Consider the following 20,660-nt stretch of genomic DNA (forward strand, 5'->3'; position numbering starts at 1 on the left):
GTCCCTTGGCATTTGGGAAATTTTGCAGGAAAAGCGGTATAAGAGGGACTGGCGTATATTTGGCGGCAGTCCCTTTCTTATGAAAACGAATTATTTTTACAATGTAGTGGATTGTCAAAATCAGACGGCTGGAATGTCTGGGTTTGAACAATTGTTATTATATGATAAAAGTAGGTGACATCTTTGAAATTTACGATAAAACATGAGAAGAAGGGACGTATCAGAGTCCATCTTTTTCAAAAATATATGAATTTTACCCAGGCCGATACGCTTCAGTATTACCTGGAAAATCTGGAGGGAGTAAAGAAAGCCCAGGTTTTTAACCGTACCTGTGATGCTCTTATTTACTATACCGGAGAGAGAGACGAGCTGTTAAAGGCAATTCAGGCCTTTGGATATGCCCGTGTCAGTGTACCGGCTCAGGTATTGGAGAATTCCGGAAGGAAATTAAATGAAACTTATAAGGAGAAACTGGTAAACAAGGTTATTTTTCATTATGGACGTAAGCTCCTTTTGCCATATCCGTTGTCTGCAATTTATACTACGGCAATGTCAGTGAAATATATCTGGCTGGGAATCAAGACATTGTGGAAACGTAAGATAGAGGTTCCGGTGCTTGATGCAACAGCAATCGGTGTTTCCATTTTCAGAGGAGACTTCTCCACAGCTGGTTCAGTTATGTTCCTGCTTGGAATCGGAGAACTTCTGGAAGAATGGACACATAAGAAATCTGTTGACGATCTGGCGAGAACCATGTCCCTGAACACTGGCAAAGTATGGCTGCGCAGTGAGGGCACGGAGGTGCTGGTTGATGTTGACAAGATTCAGACCGGCGACATGGTTGTGGTACATATGGGAAATGTGATTCCATTTGACGGCGTGATCGCTGAGGGTGAAGCGATGGTGAACCAGGCTTCCCTTACCGGCGAATCAGTTCCGGTGAGAAAGGTAGAAGGAAATTCTGTATATGCAGGTACTGTTGTGGAAGAGGGCGAAGCTGTTATCACTGTAAAAGCAGTTGGTGGCTCCAGCCGTTATGAGAATATCGCTGCCATGATCGAGGACACCGAGAAATTGAAGTCCGGTCTTGAGAGCAAAGCAGAGCACCTGGCAGACAGACTGGTTCCCTATACATTAGGCGGCACTGCACTTACGTATCTGCTTACCAGAAATGTGACAAAGGCTGTTTCTGTTCTAATGGTTGATTTTTCCTGTGCATTGAAGCTGGCGATGCCGGTATCCGTACTTTCCGCGATCCGTGAGGCAGGAGAGTACAAGATTACTGTCAAAGGCGGTAAATTCCTGGAGGCAGTTGCTGATGCAGATACCATTGTATTTGATAAAACAGGTACTCTTACCAAGGCAGAACCTACAGTAGCCAAGGTTGTCCCATTTAACGGACAGAACCCGGATGAGCTGCTTCGTATCGCTGCCTGCCTGGAAGAACATTTCCCTCATTCTATGGCAAAGGCCGTTGTAGATGCGGCGAAGCAGAAGAAACTGGATCATGAGGAAATGCATTCCAAGGTGGAATACATTGTAGCTCATGGTATTTCCACAACCATTGAAGGCAAAAAGGCTATCATCGGAAGCTCCCATTTCGTATTCGAGGATGAGAAATGTACCATTCCGGATGGCATGGAAGAGCAGTTTAAGAATCTGCCAAACGAGTATTCTCATCTGTATCTTGCAATTGAGGGCAGCCTCGCAGCAGTTATCTGTATTGAAGATCCGCTTCGCGAGGAAGCACCTGCTGTTGTAAAAGCTTTAAAAGAGGCTGGATTTACCAAAGTTGTTATGATGACGGGAGACAGCGAACGTACTGCAAGGGCAGTTGCAGCAAAGGTTGGTGTTGACGAGTATTATTCAGAGGTTCTTCCTGAAGACAAGGCAAGCTTTGTGGAAAAAGAGAAGGCAAAAGGCCGTAAGGTTGTTATGCTTGGTGATGGAATCAATGATTCTCCTGCGCTTTCTGCAGCTGATGCAGGTATTGCAGTAAGTGAAGGAGCGGAACTGGCACGGGAGATCGCAGATATCACCATCGGTGCGGATAATCTGGAAGGTATTGTGGTACTGAAGCATATCAGTGATGCACTGATGAAGCGGATTCATGGAAATTACCGGACAATCGTAGGATTTAACACGGGTCTGATTTTACTGGGAGTTCTTGGAATCCTGCAACCGACTACATCTGCATTGCTTCATAATACCTCTACACTTCTGATCGGTATGAACAGTATGAAGAACCTGGTTTCTACTGAGGAAATTTAAGCTGTCAGAGTAGTGCTTTTGAGTCTGCCGAAAATGATTCCTGCAATTAAAAATGGTTATAAATCGAGAGTTAATGAGACAGTTTTTCATTAACTCTCTTTTTTTAGTTTGGTACTTGACACCACTAAAGGATTAGGGTAAACTAACAACATAAAAGTTAGCACTAGCTAACTAAAGGGCAAATTGTAGTACACAAAAGACTGCATCGGTGTTCTATAAAGCAAAAAGAGTAATACGTAACGTGCAAAGTGCAAGTCGTAAAACATAAATCACAAAGCACAAAGTATAGGACGTGAAGCATAAGGCAAAACAGCAGACCACGGACAGCAGTCAGAAACCATAACATACAGTAGAAGTGAAAACTTCTAATTTTTTTAACAAAGGGTTAGAATACGCTAACATATATAAGAAATATAAAACATTGATGAAGCAAACGTTTTTTATTTCCATAAGTGGCCCAAACCCGGAAAGGACAGTTCATATGAGTATTGTAATTATCGGCAGCAATGAGAGAATGGTGTGTCAGTATACTGATATCTGTAAAGACTATGGATACAAGGCAAAGGTTTTCCCGAAAGAAAACGGTGCCATCCGCAAGAAAATCGGATGTCCGGATCTGATGGTGCTTTTCACCAATACAGTGTCCCATAAAATGGTCATCAGTGCTTCCCAGGAAGCGAAGAAAAATAATATTCCAGTGGCACGTATCCACACCAGCAGTGCAAGTGCATTAAAGTGTGCACTGGATGAGCATGCTGTGATGGTATAAAGATATGTTTGAAAAATGTCTCATTGAGCATTGTGCTCCCACACTTGCTTCCTTGAAAGCAGCCAATCTTTTTAACGCCTGCTGTGAGGAAGGAGAGAATATCGACCTTCAGATTTCTATCTGGAATCAATTGATGAATCCAAAGGGAGTCAAGCTGATTACACTTCGCAAATCTGGTAACCGGGCATTGGTTTATGTTTACCGGGAAAAGAAGCTGGAAGAAAATCTGAAACGTCCAGGTGTCGAAAGGTTCCTGAAAAAGTGTGGATATGAAAGTACGAAACCAGAGCAGTGTCTTGAACTTCTTCAAAAACGGTTTGAAGGCGCAGATGGATTTCCACATGAAATTGGAATTTTTCTTGACTATCCATTAGGAGATGTGATTGGGTTTATCCAGAATGGCGGACAGAATTATAAATGTTCTGGCTGCTGGAAGGTATATTGTAATGAATGTGAAGCATTAAAAATGTTTCAGAAGTACCACAAGTGCCGGGAGGTGTACCGGAACTTATGGGAAAAAGGCAGGAGTGTTCTGCAGCTGACAGTGGCTGCTTAACATATATATAGTGAAAAATGTAACTGCTCAGAACCGACGTTTGTGAGGTTGGTGCCGAATAGTTGCAAAAATTATTAAAAAGAAAGAGGTAGAAGAACATCATGAGTAAAGTAGCAGTTGTATATTGGAGCGGAACCGGTAATACAGAGGCAATGGCAAATAAAGTGGCAGAGGGAGCGAAAGCTGCCGGAGCAGAGGTTGAAGTTATCAGCGCAGATGATTTTGACGCAAACCAGATTGATGGTTTCGATGGCGTTGCATTCGGATGCCCTGCAATGGGAGACGAGGAACTTGAGGATTCCGTATTCCAGCCAGTATTTGAAGCATGTGAGCCGAAGCTTGCAGGTAAGAAAGTAGCTCTTTTTGGCTCCTATGGATGGGGCGACGGCGAGTGGATGCGTAGCTGGGAAGAAAAATACCAGAATGATGGTGTAGCACTTGCAGCTGACAGTGTAATCTGCAACGAAGAGCCGGATGACGATGCTCAGGCTGCATGCATTGAACTTGGAAAAGCTATCTGCTAAGTTTCTGACTAAAAATATAACAATAATAACAAAAAACAACCTATATTAGAGTGAAAAATACTCTAATATAGGTTACTTTGCGCTTACGGGTTGCGGCTCCAGGAATTTTGGTGAAAAAAATCACAGAAACTCCGAGACTGGTTTTATGTGAAAGAATTTCCATAAGAAACATTGTTGAACTTTTTGGCTTGTGATAAAATAAATACAACTGTTTGAAACAACCGTAAAAGAAATCTGGCATAAAATATTTATCTAAAATAGAAATGATACCGCTAAAAATAGAAATGACCGAGGTGAGTATATGACTTTAGAAAACAAGCTAAATATTACGGAGTCCACAGAGCTTGCAAGAATGGAAGAGAAAATCAGCAAGAAAAAAGCTGTTGAATTATTTGAAAATGGATACCTGGATCATTATGAAGCTGGGACATTTAAGATGCTTGCTGTGATTCATAAATATCTCTTTGATGAAATATATGATTTTGCGGGAAAGGTGCGAACTGTAAATCTTGCAAAGGGAAATTTCAGGTTTGCGTCAGTGATGTATTTGCAGGCTGCACTTGAGAATATTGAAAAAATGCCACAGTCCACATTTGATGAGATTATTGAGAAATACGTGGAAATGAATATTGCACATCCGTTTAGAGAAGGAAACGGACGAAGCACCAGAATATGGCTTGATTTAATCCTAAAAAGGGAACTGGGCAAGGTTATTGACTGGAGTGCTGTGGATAAAGAGGACTATCTGCTGGCAATGGAACGGAGTCCCATTAAAGATATTGAAATCAAATACATTTTAAAAAAAGCTTTAACAGATCAGATTGATAACCGGGACGTGTATATGAAGGGAATTGATCACAGTTATTATTATGAGGGATATGTTATTTATAAGGCAGAGGAGTTATAAAAACGTAAAATCCCCCTGAAAAGATGAATTTATTTCCCCTTTTCAATCGTTTTGAAATGGAGTAAGATGGTAAAAACAAAGGTATATTCTTTGATACTGCAATTACTGGAAAATGCTTGAAAATGGTTTTAGATAAATTGTAATGTACATTTTGTAAGAATGATTTTGAGGCATGTTCTGGACTTTATATGTAAAGGAGAACAACAATGGCAGTTATAGAAAAAAAATACCAGTTTGGAACAGCTGAAAACAAAGAATTTATGCAGAGAATAAGAGAAGATCTGTTAAAATTCGGACACCGGTTTCCATCACCGGGAGGCAGCTCCTATTATCTGGGAGATGACGGAACTCCATGGACGGACAGGAACCGCGAGACATGGATCACATGCCGTATGACACATGTTTACAGCATCGGTGCAATGCTGGGACATGAGGGCAGCGAGGCACTTGTGGATGCAGCACTTAAAGGCATCCGGGGAGAACTTCATGATGATAAAAATGGTGGCTGGTATGCTGGCCTTACGCATGATGGCGAGATCGTACCAACCAAGCAGTGTTACGCCCATGCATTTGTTATTCTGGCTGCATCCTCTGCGATACTTGCCGGAAGAGAAGGGGCAGAAGAGCTTCTGAAGGACGCTTTGCAGCTTTATGACCTGAGATTCTGGAATGAGGAAGAGGGACTTTCCTGCGACACCTGGAATACAGAGTTTACCAGGTTGGATCCTTACCGTGGGGTGAATGCCAATATGCATACAGTAGAAGCATTTCTTGCGGCAGCGGATGTAACAGGAGATGAAAAATACCGTGCACGTGCAGGAAGAATCATAGATCATGTGATTGGATGGGCCAAGACGAACAGCTGGCGCATTCCAGAGCATTTTTCCAGCGACTGGGTACCAGATCTGGAATGCAACAAAGATCGCCCAGATGACCAGTTTAAGCCATATGGTGCAACTCCGGGGCATGGAATCGAGTGGGCCAGACTGATCACACAGTGGGCACTTTCTACATATCAAGAAGATAAGGTTGGCGCAGTACCTTATATTGAAGCTGCCCAGAAGCTGTATAACCGCGCTGTTGCTGACGGATGGAATGCAGACGGGGCACCTGGAATTGTTTATACTACAGACTGGAGTGGAAAGCCGGTAGTACATGACAGAATGCATTGGACACTTGCAGAAGCACTTAATACTTCCGCAGTTCTTTGCAATGTAACCGGAAATGAGAAATACGCCGCAGACTATGCAGAATTTATGAAATATTTGGATGAAAAGGTTCTGGATCATGTGAATGGCTCCTGGTTCCACCAGTTGGATAGAGAGAACAATCTTCTGGAAACCGTATGGCCGGGCAAGTCAGATATTTATCATGCATTGCAGGCAACTTTGATTCCGTATTGTGATCCAAGCCTGTCTGTTGCAGTGGCGGTGAAGAAACAGGCGGATTGATAAAATTCAAAAGTATGCAGGTTGTATTGCAGAGCAAATAAAATAATTGAATATAAAGAAATGAAGTAATTTTTGGGAATTGCAAATATTAAGGGGCGCGTGAAAAACGAGAAATCATTTTTCACGCGCCTCATTTGGACTTATCGGGTAAGCCGGTGAATCCTGAACATATAAGGGGAATTCAGGTATTCACGGTAAACTTCATTCATCCCACCCATCATATAATCGTATGGTTACCTGGATATTTCTTACCACATCTCCGTCCTCCAAATCCATATCATCTGGATCGGTGATCGGGGGCAGCTCTGGTACTTCTTCGGATAGCTCTACAGAGATCCAGTCAAATGCGGCTGCGTTTGCATTTTCGATAGCTTCATCCAGGGTATCCCCTTCCCCGAAGCAGCCTTCCAAGTCAGGAAAAGTTCCTTTATAGCGTCCGTCTTCTGTTTTTTTGAAGACAGCAGGATATACAAATTTCATGATAAACCTCCCGGAATAATTTTTTTGATAATTGTAACTGCTGAATTTCCTAGCAGTTTCAGAGAATGAATAGGGTTCTCTATTGCATTATAAGCGTTCAGATGGGGAAATACAAGTGCATAGAAGAGCAAACCATACCCGTTTAGGAAAGAAAAAAAGCCATTCGTGCAAACATTTCTTACTTTTTTTCTCAAAGAAATATAATGACCTAGTTTATTCGTGCTAAGATATATGGAAACAGAGAATATAAAAATTGTGAAAAATATACAAAAGTTGTTTTGCAAAATTATAAAAAACAGAAAAAGTGCAATATACACTTTACAAAAGGAAGAAAGTATTGTATAGTCTAATTAAGTTACACGAGTAACCAACGAAAAGAACAGGATAGGGGGGATGCAGGTGGCGACGAGGAAGGATGTGGCAGAATATGCCGGAGTATCAGTAGCGACTGTTTCCTATGTTGTGAATCATACCAAACACGTTACCCCTGAAGTGCAGGCGAGGGTGGAAGAAGCCATTCGGGAACTTCACTATACTCCTAATCTGGTGGCCCGGAGCCTGGTTACCCGTAAGACACAGCACGTTGCGATGCTGGTGAATAATCTGAAGAATCCTTATTATACAGAATTGCTGGCTGGAGCACAGGCGGTGGCAAGTAAGAAGGATTATATCGTATCTACGATCATGATTGATTATTCTAATCCAGAAGGTGGATTGAAGCTGGCTTCCAGAGGAGTGGATGGAGTGATTCTGGCTACTGTACAGTCCGGGGAAACGGCGAAACTGTTGGAGGGAAGTCTTCCCTATGCAACACCTTATGGAAATCTTGTATTAAGCTATAAAGAGGGGATATTTGGTGCCGTAAAGGCTTTGAAAGAATATGGACACCGGGATATCGCTTATCTCAGTGGTCTTCATCTGAACATGGAATCCCATGACCGTTATCGGGATTTAGTGGAAGCGTTGAAATATTATAATCTTCCCTATAATGAGAAACTGATGGTAGATGGTAATTCCTGTGAGGAGACAGATGAAGAGGCTGGCGTACAGGCAATGCGTAAGCTTCTGAAGAGAAAGGTTCCTTTTACAGCAGTATTTGCGCTGAATGATCTGATGGCATTCGGTGCGATAAAAGAGCTGAATAAAAGAGGAATCAGGGTACCGGAAGATGTTTCTGTAATAGGCTGTGATAATGTAAAAATTGGAAGTTACTTTGTACCATCTCTTTCGACGTTAGATACTTCATCCTTTGAAATGGGTAAGTATATGATGAAAACGCTGATTGCGAGAATTGAGAACAAACCGGAACCGCACAAAGTGATTGTTTCTTCTTATGTGGAAAGAGAAAGTGTAGGGAAATGTAAAAAATAACAGAGCTGCCTTTTGACAAGGCAGCTACAGTGAAAAGTATTGCGAAATAGAAAGCAATATTTTTTATTCGACAAAAAGTTACACGGGTAACCAAAGGAAAATCAGCATAACAGAGGGAAAAAGTGGAAAAGAAGAGAGTTGTGAATAATATAGAAGAATTTAAAAATCCCGGAATGAAATACAGAAGCATACCTTTCTGGGCCTGGAATGGAAGGCTGGAGGAAAAGGAACTTTACAGACAGCTTGATATTTTGAAAGAAATGGGATTCGGCGGAGCTTTTATTCATTCCAGAGTTGGTCTGGAGACAGAGTATATGGGAAAGAAATGGATGGAGCTTATCGATAAATGCCTGAAATATGGGAAAGAAAAAGGTCTGGAGTTATGGCTTTACGACGAAGATCGGTGGCCATCTGGAACGGCAGGCGGTCGGGTGACTGCAAAAAAGGAAAACAGAAGCAAGCGTCTGCAGCTTACTGTACTGGACCCGGGGCCTTTCCAGGATTTCGTGGCTGAAAACAGGGGAAAACTGGCAGGGATATATAGTTGCTTTCTGGAAGGACATGAATACCGGAACCTGAATCAATTGAATCCAGAGCAATTGGACCAGGAGGAACTGGAAAAAGAGGTTAGAATAGAACGTGGTAAAAAAGTTCTTGCAATTACCATAGAAGATTCTGATTTCAGTGATAATTATAATGGTTACACTTATCTGGATACTATGAAAGAAAGTGCCATGATGGATTATCTAGAGGAAACACATGACCGATATGAGAAAGAACTTTCCAAGGCGAGCCTTTCCTGTATGAAGGGAATTTTTACAGATGAGCCACATAGAGGTGCATTTCTTTGTGACTTTTCCGAAGGAAACAAAAAATCTATTCCTTATACAGATGAATTGTTTGAGGCATTTCAAGAGAAATACGGGTACGATCTGAAACCGGAGCTTCCAGATGTTTTTTTACGGAAACAAGGACAGTCCTTTTCCAGAGCTGCGTTTGATTATGTGGAATTGGCCCAGGAATTATTTCTGAAAAATTACATGAAAATGTATGCGGATCGCTGTCATGAATATGGATGGGAATTTACGGGGCATCTGCTTCATGAAGATTCTCTTTCCTCTCAAACCTGTATGTTGGGTTCCCTAATGACTGGATATGAATATATGGATATTCCAGGAATTGATTTGCTGGGCGAGCAAAATGATTGTTGGTGGATTGGGAAACAGTTAAGCTCTGTGGCTCATCAGCTGGACAAAAAGAAAATGCTTACTGAGTTGTTCGGATGTACCGGCTGGCAGATGAAGTTCCAGAATTATAAGGAAATCGGGGACTGGCAGGCAATGATGGGAATCAATCTGTTCTGTCCGCACCTTTCCTGGTACACTATGGAAGGGGAAAATAAGCGGGATTATCCGGCTAGTATTTTTTATCAGTCTGCCTGGTATAAACAATATAAATATATCGAAGATTATTTTGCAAGAATCCATATGTGCACAGAAGGGAAACCTGCTGACTGCAGACTGCTGGTACTAAATCCCATTGGTTCTGTATGGGCGAGAGCTTACAGTGGAAGTTTCCAGTGGCTGATGGCAGAGGATGAGGAAATCCAATCTATTGAAAATCAGTATCAGGAAACTTTCCGGATTCTGATGAGTGCAGGAATTGATTTTGATTATGGAGACGAGAGAATCCTGTCTGAGCATGGAAGTGCAAAGGCTGGAAAGCTTCAGGTTGGCAGCTGCACTTACGAAAAAATTCTTCTCTCAGGCGTTGAAACCATAAAAGAAAGCACCTGGAAGCTTTTAAATGATTTTCAGGAGCAGGGAGGAAAGTTGGTCATTGCAGGAAAGGTACCAGAACGAATCCAGACACAGCCGGATGAGCGAATGGAACGGATTACCCAAAAGGCAACTAAGGTTCCTTTTGAAGAAGAGAAGATAAAAGAAGCATGTAGGCCGGAAGACCCTCTTTACACTCTGGAAAATCATGGAAAAAATATTTTCCTTCAGAGTTACCAGAAAGAAAATCAGATCACGTTCCTTCTTTTGAACATGGATAGAGAAGAGAACGGGGAAAATATAGAGCTTACAGTGGGGGCTGGAAAGCTGGAACAGCTGAATGTGAGAAACGGGACGATTTCTCCTGTGATCGCACAAAAAAATCCTAATTCTGCCGGCATGGACGGACAGAAGATCTGTTTTGATCTGGAGCCTGGAGAAGAAAGAATTTATGTTTTAGATATAGAAGAGAAACCTTCTTTTTTTACAGAAGAGGTTACTCGAAAAACCGTTGGAAAAGAGGAACAATTAATTCAGAAAATGTTCCACTATAAATTATCGGAACCAAACATTGCAGTCCTTGACAGAGCAGATTTTTATCTGGAGGGGGAACAGCTGCTTATGCAGGAAGAAGTCTTAAAAGCAGATCGGAAACTGCGTGAACAGATGGGATATCCATGGAGAGGCGGCGAGATGATGCAGCCATGGTATGTTAAAAAATACCACAGCGGGCAGTTAAAAGACCGTCATAAGGTAAAAGTGGTTTATTCTTTCTTCGTCGATGGGATTCCGGATACTCTGGAAATTGCAGCAGAGACAGGGGAAAAAGAATCTCTTCTTCAGATAAATGGACATCCTCTGGAGGCAGCAGATGATTTCTGGCTGGATACTGCGTTTCATAAATTTCCGGTACCTTCCGGGACAGTGCAGAAAGGCAGAAATTCGATTACCGTGGAATATGAATATGGAAGAGACAGCGGCTTGGAAGCAATTTATCTGTTAGGAACCTTTGGAGTCAGCCTTGTAAAAGAAGGCAGGCAGGAAACCGTTCATCTTACAGAACTTCCTGAAAAACTGAAAGCAGGGGATATCAGAACACAGGGAATGCCATTCTATTCCGGGGCAATTAGTTATGAATTACAGGAGAAGATAGAAGATACCGTGCAAGTAAGAATGGATGAAATGCCTGCGGCTGCTGCAGTTCTTCATGGTGATACAGATGAGATTGTGGCATTTGTTCCTTATCAGGCAAAAATCAGCGGTCTTTCCAGTATAGAAATGATATTTAACAGAAGAAACACCTTTGGTCCACTTCATTTGCCATTGACTTATAAAGGAAATTACGGACCAGAAACTTTCCTGACGGAAAAAGAGCTGTGGAAAGATGAGATGCAGCTTTATCCGCAGGGCTTACCACTGAATATTACTTTTCAAAGGGAAAAGTGATAGAAATATAACAATATTATCCAAAACGGGGTAGCAAAAAAGAAAAGGAGGCAACAAATATGAAGAAAAAAGTACTCGCAATCTTTATGGCAGCACTCACTGCAACTACAATGGTCGGAACAGTAGCAGTTCAGGCGGAGGAAGCTGACGCTCAGGCAGAGGAAATCACAGAAACTGAGGAAAATGCTGACGCTGAGGAAGAGTCAGAAGGAGCAGATGTGGACGTTGCAACTGGGACAGATGAAAATACCATTACAATCTGTACAACCAACGATCCTGGAAAGGAAGCAGCGTGGACAGCACTTGCAAACGCTTATATGGAAAAACATCCTGATATCAAAGTGGTTGTTGACCTGAAGGCTTCTGAGAATTACGACCAGTGGGTACAGACCGCATTTACTTCCGAGGAACCTACAGCGGATATCGTAAACATCAACCTTGCGGGTGATGCAAAGAAGGGAAAATCCATTAACTACATGGAATATATTGACAATGACAGTCCATATTCTGATGGAACCTGGGGCGAGCAGTTTGATGTTTCCAAGCAGACCATCAACATGGCTGATAACAGCTTTGATGCTCTTAGTCTTGATACCGTACAGGTTATCTGGCTGTACAATGCAGATATTTTTAAAGAGGTTGGAGTAGAAGCTCCTACAACATGGGATGAACTGATCGATGTTTGCGGAAAAATTCAGGAAGCAGGCTATCAGCCAATTGCTATAGATGGTGATTACAACAGCTTCTATGCACAGACAATGGGCTGGCTGGCTCAGATTTATGAAGATCAGACAAACCGAAGTGAGGTTGAGATAACAAGAGCGCAGGAAGGTGATTTCTGCTATGATCCGGATATTGATGGTGAGTGGAGCTATGATCCAACAGATCCAAACAATGATGATGCAGACCATGTAACCCAGAACCCGGTAAGAGCCTTCGCTGCAGTTAAAGATGGAACAAGAAGAGGCGATACAGATGGTATGAAGGCAGTATGGACCAACTTCGCAAAAGTATTCCCTGAATATGCAGGTGGAGATTCCTTCTTCGGAACAAACGCTAATGGTGCGAAAACTCTGTTTTATCAGGGAAAAGCAGCGATGATGATAAACCTTGCATCTGGTATCGTTGAGTATAACAATGATATGAAAGCCCTGGATTCCGGTGAAGAAGTAGAGGATTCCGAAGGAAATGCAATCGAAAACGTACAGAAATTTACACTTGGAACATTCAATATGCCATCTATGGAAGGTGATGCGTTTGAGGCAAAGGCAAGAACCATCGAAGTATCTAACGGATTCGTTGGCTGCATTTCCAAAGATCAGGCACATGATGATAAAGTAGTTGATTTCCTGATGTATTACTCATCCAGCGAAGGACAGAGCGTTTATATTGATGCAGGTCTGGAAGATGGTATGGTTCCAGCAGGTATGAGCCTTGTATATGATGTTTCCTATCCAGACGAGATTCAGAATGCATTTGATTCTCTTGAACTGATCGGTAATGTGCAGAAAGACTTCAATAACCAGCTTGCAAGAGGTATCGGTGAGTCGGCTGACAACTTCCGTAATTTCTATGAATACAGCTATGATTTCCTTACTGGTGAAATTGATGTAGATACATGGGCAGAAAAACATCAGGAAAATATTATGAGCCATCTGACAGATGCAATGGCTGAAAAAGGTGTAGGTGAAAGCGACCTTGCCAATCCACAGAATGAGCCTACAGGTAACTGATGAAAAAGAAAACTGACATCTTAGGAAACTGACAGTAGTTTTGAAGTAAGTTTGCAGCGGCGGCAGAAGTATCTGTAAAGGCAGGCACCCTGCTGCCGTTAAAAGATGCAGGAAAGGAGCAGATTATGAAAAATAAGACTTCCAGAAACAATATAATTCTGCTGGTGCTGGCAGTGGTATGTCTGATTGCAGGAATTGGTCTGCTGGTGGGACAGAGATATTGTAGCGGAAAAACACAGGGAATTGAGAGCAGTAATATTGTTACAGGAGCGCAGAACACCTGCATCGCATATGACAGTGCAAATGAGATCCTTATAGTAGGGACGCACAACAATGAGGCTGTAGCTTTTAAGGATGGAACGGAAATCTGGAGACAGACTGCAAATGGAGCATACAGTGCATTTGTGATCAATGCAGAACAGAATATCGTGTATGCATCAAGTGAAGATAATCATGTCTATATTTATAATATTTCCGATGGCTCAGCTGTAAATGACATCAACACACAGCGCAGAATCGTAGCTATGGATGTGTCAAAAGATGGAAAAATTGCAGTAGCAACCAGTACTGGTTCTTCGAAAGCCAATGTTCTTCTTTATGATAAAGAGGGAAATGAATTATTAAACCAGAAATCAAAAATTAAGATCAATGGAATTGAATTTACAAATGACAATGAAAACATTATCATCGGCAACAACCGTGGTGAAATTATCAAGATGGATCTGAACGGTCAGGAATTGTCTAAATATGCGACCAATTATACTGTCCTTCAGATGATCCCTTATGGGGAAAATCATATGGCAGTCTGCAAAAACGGCGGCTATTTTGGTTTTGACGATGATTTAAATATAATCAGACAAGGTGAGATCACCAACACGGCCCAGGCGGTTGTGACTAGTGTTGGCACTGATTCTGATCAGGAATATATTGCAGTTGGAACCCAGGAGGGATATCTGTATATCTTAGATGGCAGTGATAAGCAGATTTATGTAGAAAATACAGATGCAACCATCAATGCTTTTGCGCAGGATGGAGAAAACATTTATATGGCTGGTGCTAGTGAGTCTGTGCAGACTGTTCATGTGGTAAACCTGGCAAATATGGAGTCTTATGTTACATTGGCAAACATTTTTCTGTATACGGGTGTTATTGTAACTGTGCTTGGTATCTTTTTGCTTCTTATGGCAATTCCGGGAACCAGGAAAAAGATATGTAAACTTGGAAAATCTATATGGAAGCATAAGATTGCCTATATTCTTCTGCTCCCCACTTTTCTTCTGGTATGGTTCTTTAATTACAGAGGAATTCTCACCGCTTTTGTGAGAGCGTTTACGAACTGGTCTACCACTAACAACACAGTTGCAAAAATGGAATTTGTAGGACTAGACAACTTCCGCAGAATGTTTTCAGAAGGATATTTCCTTATTGGCATGAAGAATCTGGTCCTTCTCATTGTAACCGGAGTGCTGAAGGTGCTGACGATGCCCCTTATTGCAGCATGGCTGGTCTATGCGGTAAATGGAAATAAAAGAAAATACATGTATCGTTTCCTGTTTGTACTTCCTGTAGTGGTACCAGGTGTAGTTATGGCAATGACCTGGCAGAAGATTTATGACCCAAATATCGGACTTTTAAACGAAGTTCTCGGCGTGCTGGGAATGTCCGGCCTGCAGCAGGTTTGGCTTGGAAACGCAAAAACAGCTATCTGGGCGATTATCTTTATGGGATTTCCATTTATCTCTGCAATGGCGTTTCTGGTATATTATGGCGGATTTATCAATATTGGAAAAGAAATTGAAGAATCAGCACGGGTGGATGGAGCAAACCGCCATCAGATTTTCTGGAAAATACAGCTTCCAATGATAAAGCCACAGTTAAGCATTATGATTACCTTGACATTGATTGGTGTTATGCAGGATTTCAATAATATTTATATTATGACTGGCGGCGGCCCTGGTACTTCCACTTATGTACCAGCTCTGGAGCTTTATCTGAACGTAGCACAGTTTGGCCGTTATGGATATGCCTGCGCACTGGGTGTGGTTCTGTTTGCATTTACAATGGCAATTACGCTGATTAATATGCGTCTTACAAGAGAAAAGGAGGTCTGAAAACATGAGTAAGAAACGTGCAGAATTTCGCTTTCAAAGCATCGTGACAGTGATCATAGTTTTGCTTCTCCTGATTTCATTTGTACCGATTGCACTTATGATTATGTTGTCTTTTAAGACAAATGCGGAAGTTTACAGTAACTTTTTTGCTTTGCCAAAGAGTCTGAACTGGGCAAATTATTCATCCGCAGTAGGGCTTTTGGGAAGAAATATGTTTAACACCGTTGCAGTCGTTGCAATTGCAGTGGTTCTGACTCTGATTTTGTCTGTAATGGGCGGCTATGTTTTCGCAAGAATGAATTTTCCAGGTAAGAATCTGCTTTATGTCCTTCTGATGGCATTAATGATGATTCCTGGTATTTTGTACCTGGCTCCAAACTATGCATTGGTACAGCAATACGGTATTTTTAATACCTGGTGGGCGCTGATACTGCCATGGATTTCCGGCGGCCAGATTCTGGGAATCGTTCTTTGCAGAAACTCTGTGGAGGCTTTGCCGACAGATCTTTTTGAAGCTGCGAAGCTGGAAGGTTGTGGGGAAATCCGGACACTGCTTTATATTACGGTTCCTCTTGTAAAGCCTATTCTTTCCACAATCGCAGTATTGAAAATGGTAGATTATTACAATGATTTTATTTGGCCAATGATGGTAATTGAGTCAAATGCAAAACAGGTTATTACAGTTGCAGTACGTGTATTTGCCGCTTCACAGTCAGCTGGCGGAGGGCAGATCGGACCAATGTTTGCAGGTTATGTTATTGCTACAGTTCCTGTATTTATCCTGTTTTTATTTACTTCCAGACTTTACATGGAAGGTATGACAGCTGGTGCTGTAAAAGGCTGATTTCTCAACAAGGAGGATACTTATGCAGATAACAAATTTAAGAACCAACCATTTTGAAAATCCTGTTGGATTCCAGATTTCACCTCTTTCCCTGTCCTGGATAACGGAAGAAGCAAACGGAAAAAAAACAGAGGCTGCCAGAGTAAAAATTGCACTGGATTCCCAGTTCGCCAGGATTGTATGGGACAGTGAAAAAAGAACAGATATGAATTCTGCTGCATATTTGCCAGAATTTGTGCCAGAAGAAAGAACCAGATATTATTGGCAGGTTGAAGTCTGGGATGATGCAGGTGACTTTGCAATCAGCGACAGTGCGTTTTTTGAAACAGCGGCAAATAAAATTCAAGGAAAATGGATTACAGCTCCTTTTGAGAAGGAAGCTCATGGAATTTATCAGAAAATATGGGAAATTCCAGCGAAAACAGAAGAGATAGAAAAGGCAAGACTGTATATTTCCGGTATGGGCCTTTATGAAGCTTATTTAAACGGAGAAAAAGTGGGAGAAGAGTATCTCACGCCATTTTATAACGATTATAACAACTGGATCCAGTTTCAGACTTTTGATATTACTCAGATGCTGAAATCTGGCAGCAATGAGCTGGAAATTATGTTGGGTAATGGCTGGTACAAGGGCAGATTTGGATTTATTGATAAGATGGACCGCCTATATGGAGACACCCAGGCAGTAATTTGTGAATTGGAAATTGTTTTACAAAATGGAGATAAGATCACGATTTCTTCAGATGAAAGCTTCCGGTGTCAGAAATCTCCTGTTTTGGAAAGCAGTATTTATGACGGGGAAGTATATGATGCCAATCTGGTTCCAAAAGAGGATAAGTGGGTGCAGGCAGTGCCTGCAAAAGAGGAAATCCAGAAATGGAGTGAAAAGCTGACACCCCGATACAGTCTTCCGCTGATCGCACATGAAGCATTGAAGCCTGTGGAAGTAATCCACACTCCTGCTGGGGAAACAGTCCTGGATTTTGGACAGAACCTTACAGGGATTTTCACCTTTGTGTGTAAAGAACCGAAAGGGGCAAAAGTTCATCTTCAGTTTGGAGAGATTTTACAGGAAGAAAATTTTTATAACGAGAATCTTCGTACTGCCAAGGAAGAATTTACATATATTTCAGATGGGGAAACAAGAGTGGTAAGACCTCATTTTACTTTTTATGGATTCCGTTATATGAAGGTAGAGGGAATTGAAAATATGGAAGAGGCAGATTTCACTGCCTATGCCCTGTATTCCCATATGGAAGAAACGGGACATATCGAAACCTCCAATTCAAAAGTAAACAGACTGTTTCTTAATGCGCTTTGGGGACAGAAGGGCAACTTTGTGGATACGCCTACAGACTGCCCACAGAGAGATGAGCGTATGGGCTGGACTGGAGATGCACAGGTATTTTGCGCAACTGCAAGTTTTAATATGTATACACCAGCATTTTATGCAAAATTTTTGCATGATATGGAGGATGAACAGAAGAAGCTTGGTGGATCTGTACCACATGTCGTACCGGATATCCTGGATCAGATCAATGATGTTCTGGAAGATCCCCAAAGAGCAAAACAGCTGGGAATAAAGACAAGTCAGGAAGATAATGGAAGCGGCGTTGCCCATGCAGAAAAGGAAGAGGAAAACGATTGTGGGGAAGAACTGATTTCCCAAGGGGAAGAGAAAGTGACTTCTGAACAGGAGAAAAAAGAACCGGAAAAAGCTGCCGGCTCTTGTGCATGGGGGGATGCGGCAACTGTTATTCCATGGACTTCTTACGTCTTCTTTGGGGATAAAAGTCTTCTTGCAAAAGAGTATGGAAATATGAAGATGTGGATAGATTATATCCACAAAATCGACGAAGAAAAATGTGGAGGAAAGCGTCTGTGGAATTATGGTTTCCATTTTGCAGACTGGCTTGCCCTTGATAATTTCCACAAAGACAGCTGTCTGGGAGGAACAGATCCCTATTATGTGGCCAGCTGCTATTATCTCTACTCCGCAGAGCTGACAGCAAAGGCAGCTGCTACACTTGGAAAAGGGGAAGATGCACTATTTTATACAAAACTTGCAGAGGAAGTAAGAGAGGCTATCCGTAAGGAATACTTTACTTCTACCGGCCGTATTGCAGTGGATACCCAGACGGCTATGGTTTTGGCACTGCAGTTCGGAATTGTGCCGGAAGGGGCAAAAGAGCGTCTGATTCAGGCTCTGAAAACCAAACTGGAAGAGGAAAAGATTCATCTTACAACGGGATTTGTAGGAACACCATACCTCTGCCCGGTATTGACGGAGAATGGATTGGTCGAGTATGCTTATACATTACTTCTTAACGAGGATTTCCCAAGCTGGCTTTATGAGGTAAATATGGGGGCTACCACTATTTGGGAGCGTTGGAATTCTGTGCTTCCCGATGGCAGTATCAGTGATACCGGAATGAACAGTCTGAATCATTATTCTTACGGTTCTATAGTAGAATGGATGTATCGCTATATGTGCGGAATCAATCCGGATGAACACAAAACTGGTTTCCGGAAATTTACCATTCATCCATATCCAGACCAGCGGTTTGAATATGCGAAAGCAGAATATCAGTCTGCTTATGGATTGATTAAAAGTGGATGGGAAAAGACAAAGGAAGGCTGGCTGTTCCGTGTGACGGTTCCATTTGACACAGAAGGTGAATTTATTCTGGAAGGAAAAATAAGAAAACAGGCAGCTGGAAATATTCAGATTTTGGCAGATGAGGAAAAAGAAATTCCGGAAGCAGAGAAGCTGCTGGGTGAAGATGGAAAAATCAGACTGCAGGCAGGAAGTTATGTGATCAAGGTGGGCGTATGAAAATAAGAGAAATCATTGGAGAGAAAAACAGAATCTGCTTCTTACTGGATGGAGAAGCTGAGGCTGACGCCATCTATACTGTGGAAGTACAAAGACCTTTTGGGGTTAAAAGAATTGGAACTTTCCATGTGAAAGGAAAGGAACAGTTATTTGTAGAAAGATATTTTGATAAGGAGGATCTTCTGACTGCCCGGTTTACAGTGCTGGGATCGCAAGAATCCGGAAATATGAAACCGCTGGAGGGACCTGGATTTGTAACAGATCTTGTGGGTGCGTCTGTTTTCTCGGCATCGTATCCTAAATTCAGGACCAAGAAAACATTATCTGAATGCGGGGAGGATTACGAAAAACTGCAGATTGAGCAGACGTTATTAAATATCAATCTTCCTGCGATCATGACTTTTTCTCCTAAGAAAGAAGACCTTGAATTTCAGGTAAATGGCGAAAGTTATTTTTTTCTAAAGGAAAAAATTGATGAGATTGACCGTTTTATGGAACAGGCAGCAGGAAGAAAGATTGCAGTGACGGCAATTCTTTTAAACTCTCCAAGACTTTTTGATTCAACCGGGGAAAAAGAACTGCTTGATGCTTGTATCCATCCGGATTTTGACTGGGAGGAAAAGAATGCGTTTATCAGCGCTTTTTCCATGAAAACCAAAGCTGGACAGGGTTGTTATCAGGCTTTTGTGGAGTTTCTTGCATCCCGTTATGGAGCAGGAGAGGAGAAGCGTCGTTCCCTGAAGGGAATGATCGTTTCAAATGAAATTGATTCCCAGTACATATGGGGAAATGCAGGGGAAAAGACAGTAGAGGAGTATATGGAAGAATATACCCAGACCCTTCGCCTCACCTACCTGGCCGGAAGAAAATATTATGACCATTTGAGAGTTTATGTATCATTGGATCATCTGTTTAATATTTCCTATGATCAGGCTTCGTATTTTGATCCACAGCCCAAAAGATACTATCGTGGGAGACAGATTCTGGAGCTTCTCAATCAGAATGGAAAGAAAGATGGAAATTTTGACTGGAGTGTGGCATATCACCCATATCCGGAAGATTTAAATCATCCAGACTTTTATAATGACAGGACAGTTTCCTTTTATTTTTCTACTCCAAGAATTACATATAAAAATATAGAAATGCTGCCAGCCTATCTGGCACAGGAACGATTCCTGTACAGAGGACAGGAAAGAAGGATTATCCTTTCGGAACAGGGATTTAATTCAAAGGATGACGGAATCACAGAAAATCAGGGAGCTGCGGCATATGTGCTGGCGTATGAAAAAGTGAAGGCATTGCCCACCATTGATATGATGATGAACCACGCTTATGTGGATAATAAGTACGAATTCGGCCTTCATCTGGGGATAAGAAAAGCGGATGAAGATGGAAATCCAGGTGAGCCAAGACCAATCTATTACTGTATGAAGGATATGGGGACAGATCAGGAAGCAAAGCGGATAGAAGAGGCAAGAAATTATATAGGTGCAGCTTTATTTGATTCTGTTTTACATCCAGTGATTACTGCAGCTGAGAATCCAAAAGCAGTCAATATGGAATTTTTTACAGAGGAGTAGAAA

14 protein-coding genes are annotated in these 20,660 nt (G+C 41.9%); 13 read left to right on the forward strand and 1 reads right to left on the reverse strand.

All coding sequences use genetic code 11. The features are described 5' to 3' along the window. Positions 1-183 precede the first annotated feature (183 nt). The 6 genes from ACTQWB_RS00295 (at position 184) to ACTQWB_RS00320 (ending at position 6,478) form a co-directional block, all read left to right on the forward strand. Entirely contained in the window at positions 184-2,271 is a 2,088-nt protein-coding gene (locus ACTQWB_RS00295) for a heavy metal translocating P-type ATPase (RefSeq protein ID WP_441499821.1), read from the forward strand. Positions 2,272-2,752: 481 nt separating this feature from the next. Then, positions 2,753-3,040 (forward strand): DUF2325 domain-containing protein, encoded by a 288-nt coding sequence (locus ACTQWB_RS00300; protein WP_441499822.1) that lies wholly within the window; start codon positions 2,753-2,755, stop codon positions 3,038-3,040. Positions 3,041-3,044: 4 nt separating this feature from the next. Beyond that, a complete protein-coding gene (locus tag ACTQWB_RS00305; protein ID WP_441499823.1) occupies positions 3,045-3,596 on the forward strand; it encodes a DUF3793 family protein in 552 nt (183 codons plus the stop codon). Positions 3,597-3,697: 101 nt separating this feature from the next. Next, complete coding sequence (locus tag ACTQWB_RS00310) at positions 3,698-4,120, forward strand: flavodoxin (RefSeq protein ID WP_441499824.1); 423 nt, start codon at positions 3,698-3,700, stop codon at positions 4,118-4,120. 301 nt (positions 4,121-4,421) lie between these two features. Then, positions 4,422-5,027 (forward strand): protein adenylyltransferase Fic, encoded by a 606-nt coding sequence (fic, locus tag ACTQWB_RS00315; RefSeq protein ID WP_441499825.1) that lies wholly within the window; start codon positions 4,422-4,424, stop codon positions 5,025-5,027. A 206-nt stretch (positions 5,028-5,233) separates the two neighbouring features. Then, on the forward strand, positions 5,234-6,478 hold the full coding sequence (locus ACTQWB_RS00320) for an AGE family epimerase/isomerase (RefSeq protein WP_441499826.1): 1,245 nt from the start codon (positions 5,234-5,236) through the stop codon (positions 6,476-6,478). A gap of 201 nt (positions 6,479-6,679) precedes the next feature. Here ACTQWB_RS00320 and ACTQWB_RS00325 read toward each other — a convergent pair whose 3' ends face one another. Beyond that, on the reverse strand, positions 6,680-6,958 hold the full coding sequence (locus ACTQWB_RS00325) for a type II toxin-antitoxin system HicB family antitoxin (protein WP_342980940.1): 279 nt from the start codon (positions 6,956-6,958) through the stop codon (positions 6,680-6,682). Positions 6,959-7,357: 399 nt separating this feature from the next. Here ACTQWB_RS00325 and ACTQWB_RS00330 point away from each other — a divergent pair, with 399 nt between their 5' ends. The 7 genes from ACTQWB_RS00330 to ACTQWB_RS00360 all read left to right on the forward strand — a co-directional run bounded on the left by ACTQWB_RS00330 (position 7,358) and on the right by ACTQWB_RS00360 (position 20,657). After that, the gene (locus ACTQWB_RS00330) at positions 7,358-8,329 is read left to right on the forward strand and encodes a LacI family DNA-binding transcriptional regulator (RefSeq protein ID WP_441499827.1); all 972 of its coding nucleotides are present in this window, start codon (positions 7,358-7,360) and stop codon (positions 8,327-8,329) included. 122 nt (positions 8,330-8,451) lie between these two features. Then, on the forward strand, positions 8,452-11,553 hold the full coding sequence (locus ACTQWB_RS00335) for a glycosyl hydrolase (RefSeq protein ID WP_441499828.1): 3,102 nt from the start codon (positions 8,452-8,454) through the stop codon (positions 11,551-11,553). Positions 11,554-11,612: 59 nt separating this feature from the next. Further along, entirely contained in the window at positions 11,613-13,286 is a 1,674-nt protein-coding gene (locus ACTQWB_RS00340) for an ABC transporter substrate-binding protein (RefSeq protein ID WP_441499829.1), read from the forward strand. A 125-nt stretch (positions 13,287-13,411) separates the two neighbouring features. Continuing rightward, positions 13,412-15,397 (forward strand): ABC transporter permease subunit, encoded by a 1,986-nt coding sequence (locus tag ACTQWB_RS00345; protein ID WP_441499830.1) that lies wholly within the window; start codon positions 13,412-13,414, stop codon positions 15,395-15,397. Positions 15,398-15,401: 4 nt separating this feature from the next. Further along, positions 15,402-16,241, forward strand: coding sequence for a carbohydrate ABC transporter permease (locus ACTQWB_RS00350; protein WP_173771685.1), 840 nt, complete (start codon positions 15,402-15,404; stop codon positions 16,239-16,241). A gap of 22 nt (positions 16,242-16,263) precedes the next feature. Next, complete coding sequence (locus ACTQWB_RS00355) at positions 16,264-19,077, forward strand: family 78 glycoside hydrolase catalytic domain (RefSeq protein WP_441499831.1); 2,814 nt, start codon at positions 16,264-16,266, stop codon at positions 19,075-19,077. After that, positions 19,074-20,657: a DUF5722 domain-containing protein gene (locus ACTQWB_RS00360; protein ID WP_441499832.1), complete on the forward strand. Its 1,584-nt coding sequence runs from the start codon at positions 19,074-19,076 to the stop codon at positions 20,655-20,657. Before ACTQWB_RS00355 ends, ACTQWB_RS00360 begins: the two co-directional genes overlap by 4 nt. Positions 20,658-20,660 lie beyond the last annotated feature (3 nt).

It is taken from the genome of Blautia sp. HCP3S3_H10_2, from assembly GCF_052122375.1.
Taxonomy (GTDB): domain Bacteria; phylum Bacillota; class Clostridia; order Lachnospirales; family Lachnospiraceae; genus Blautia_A.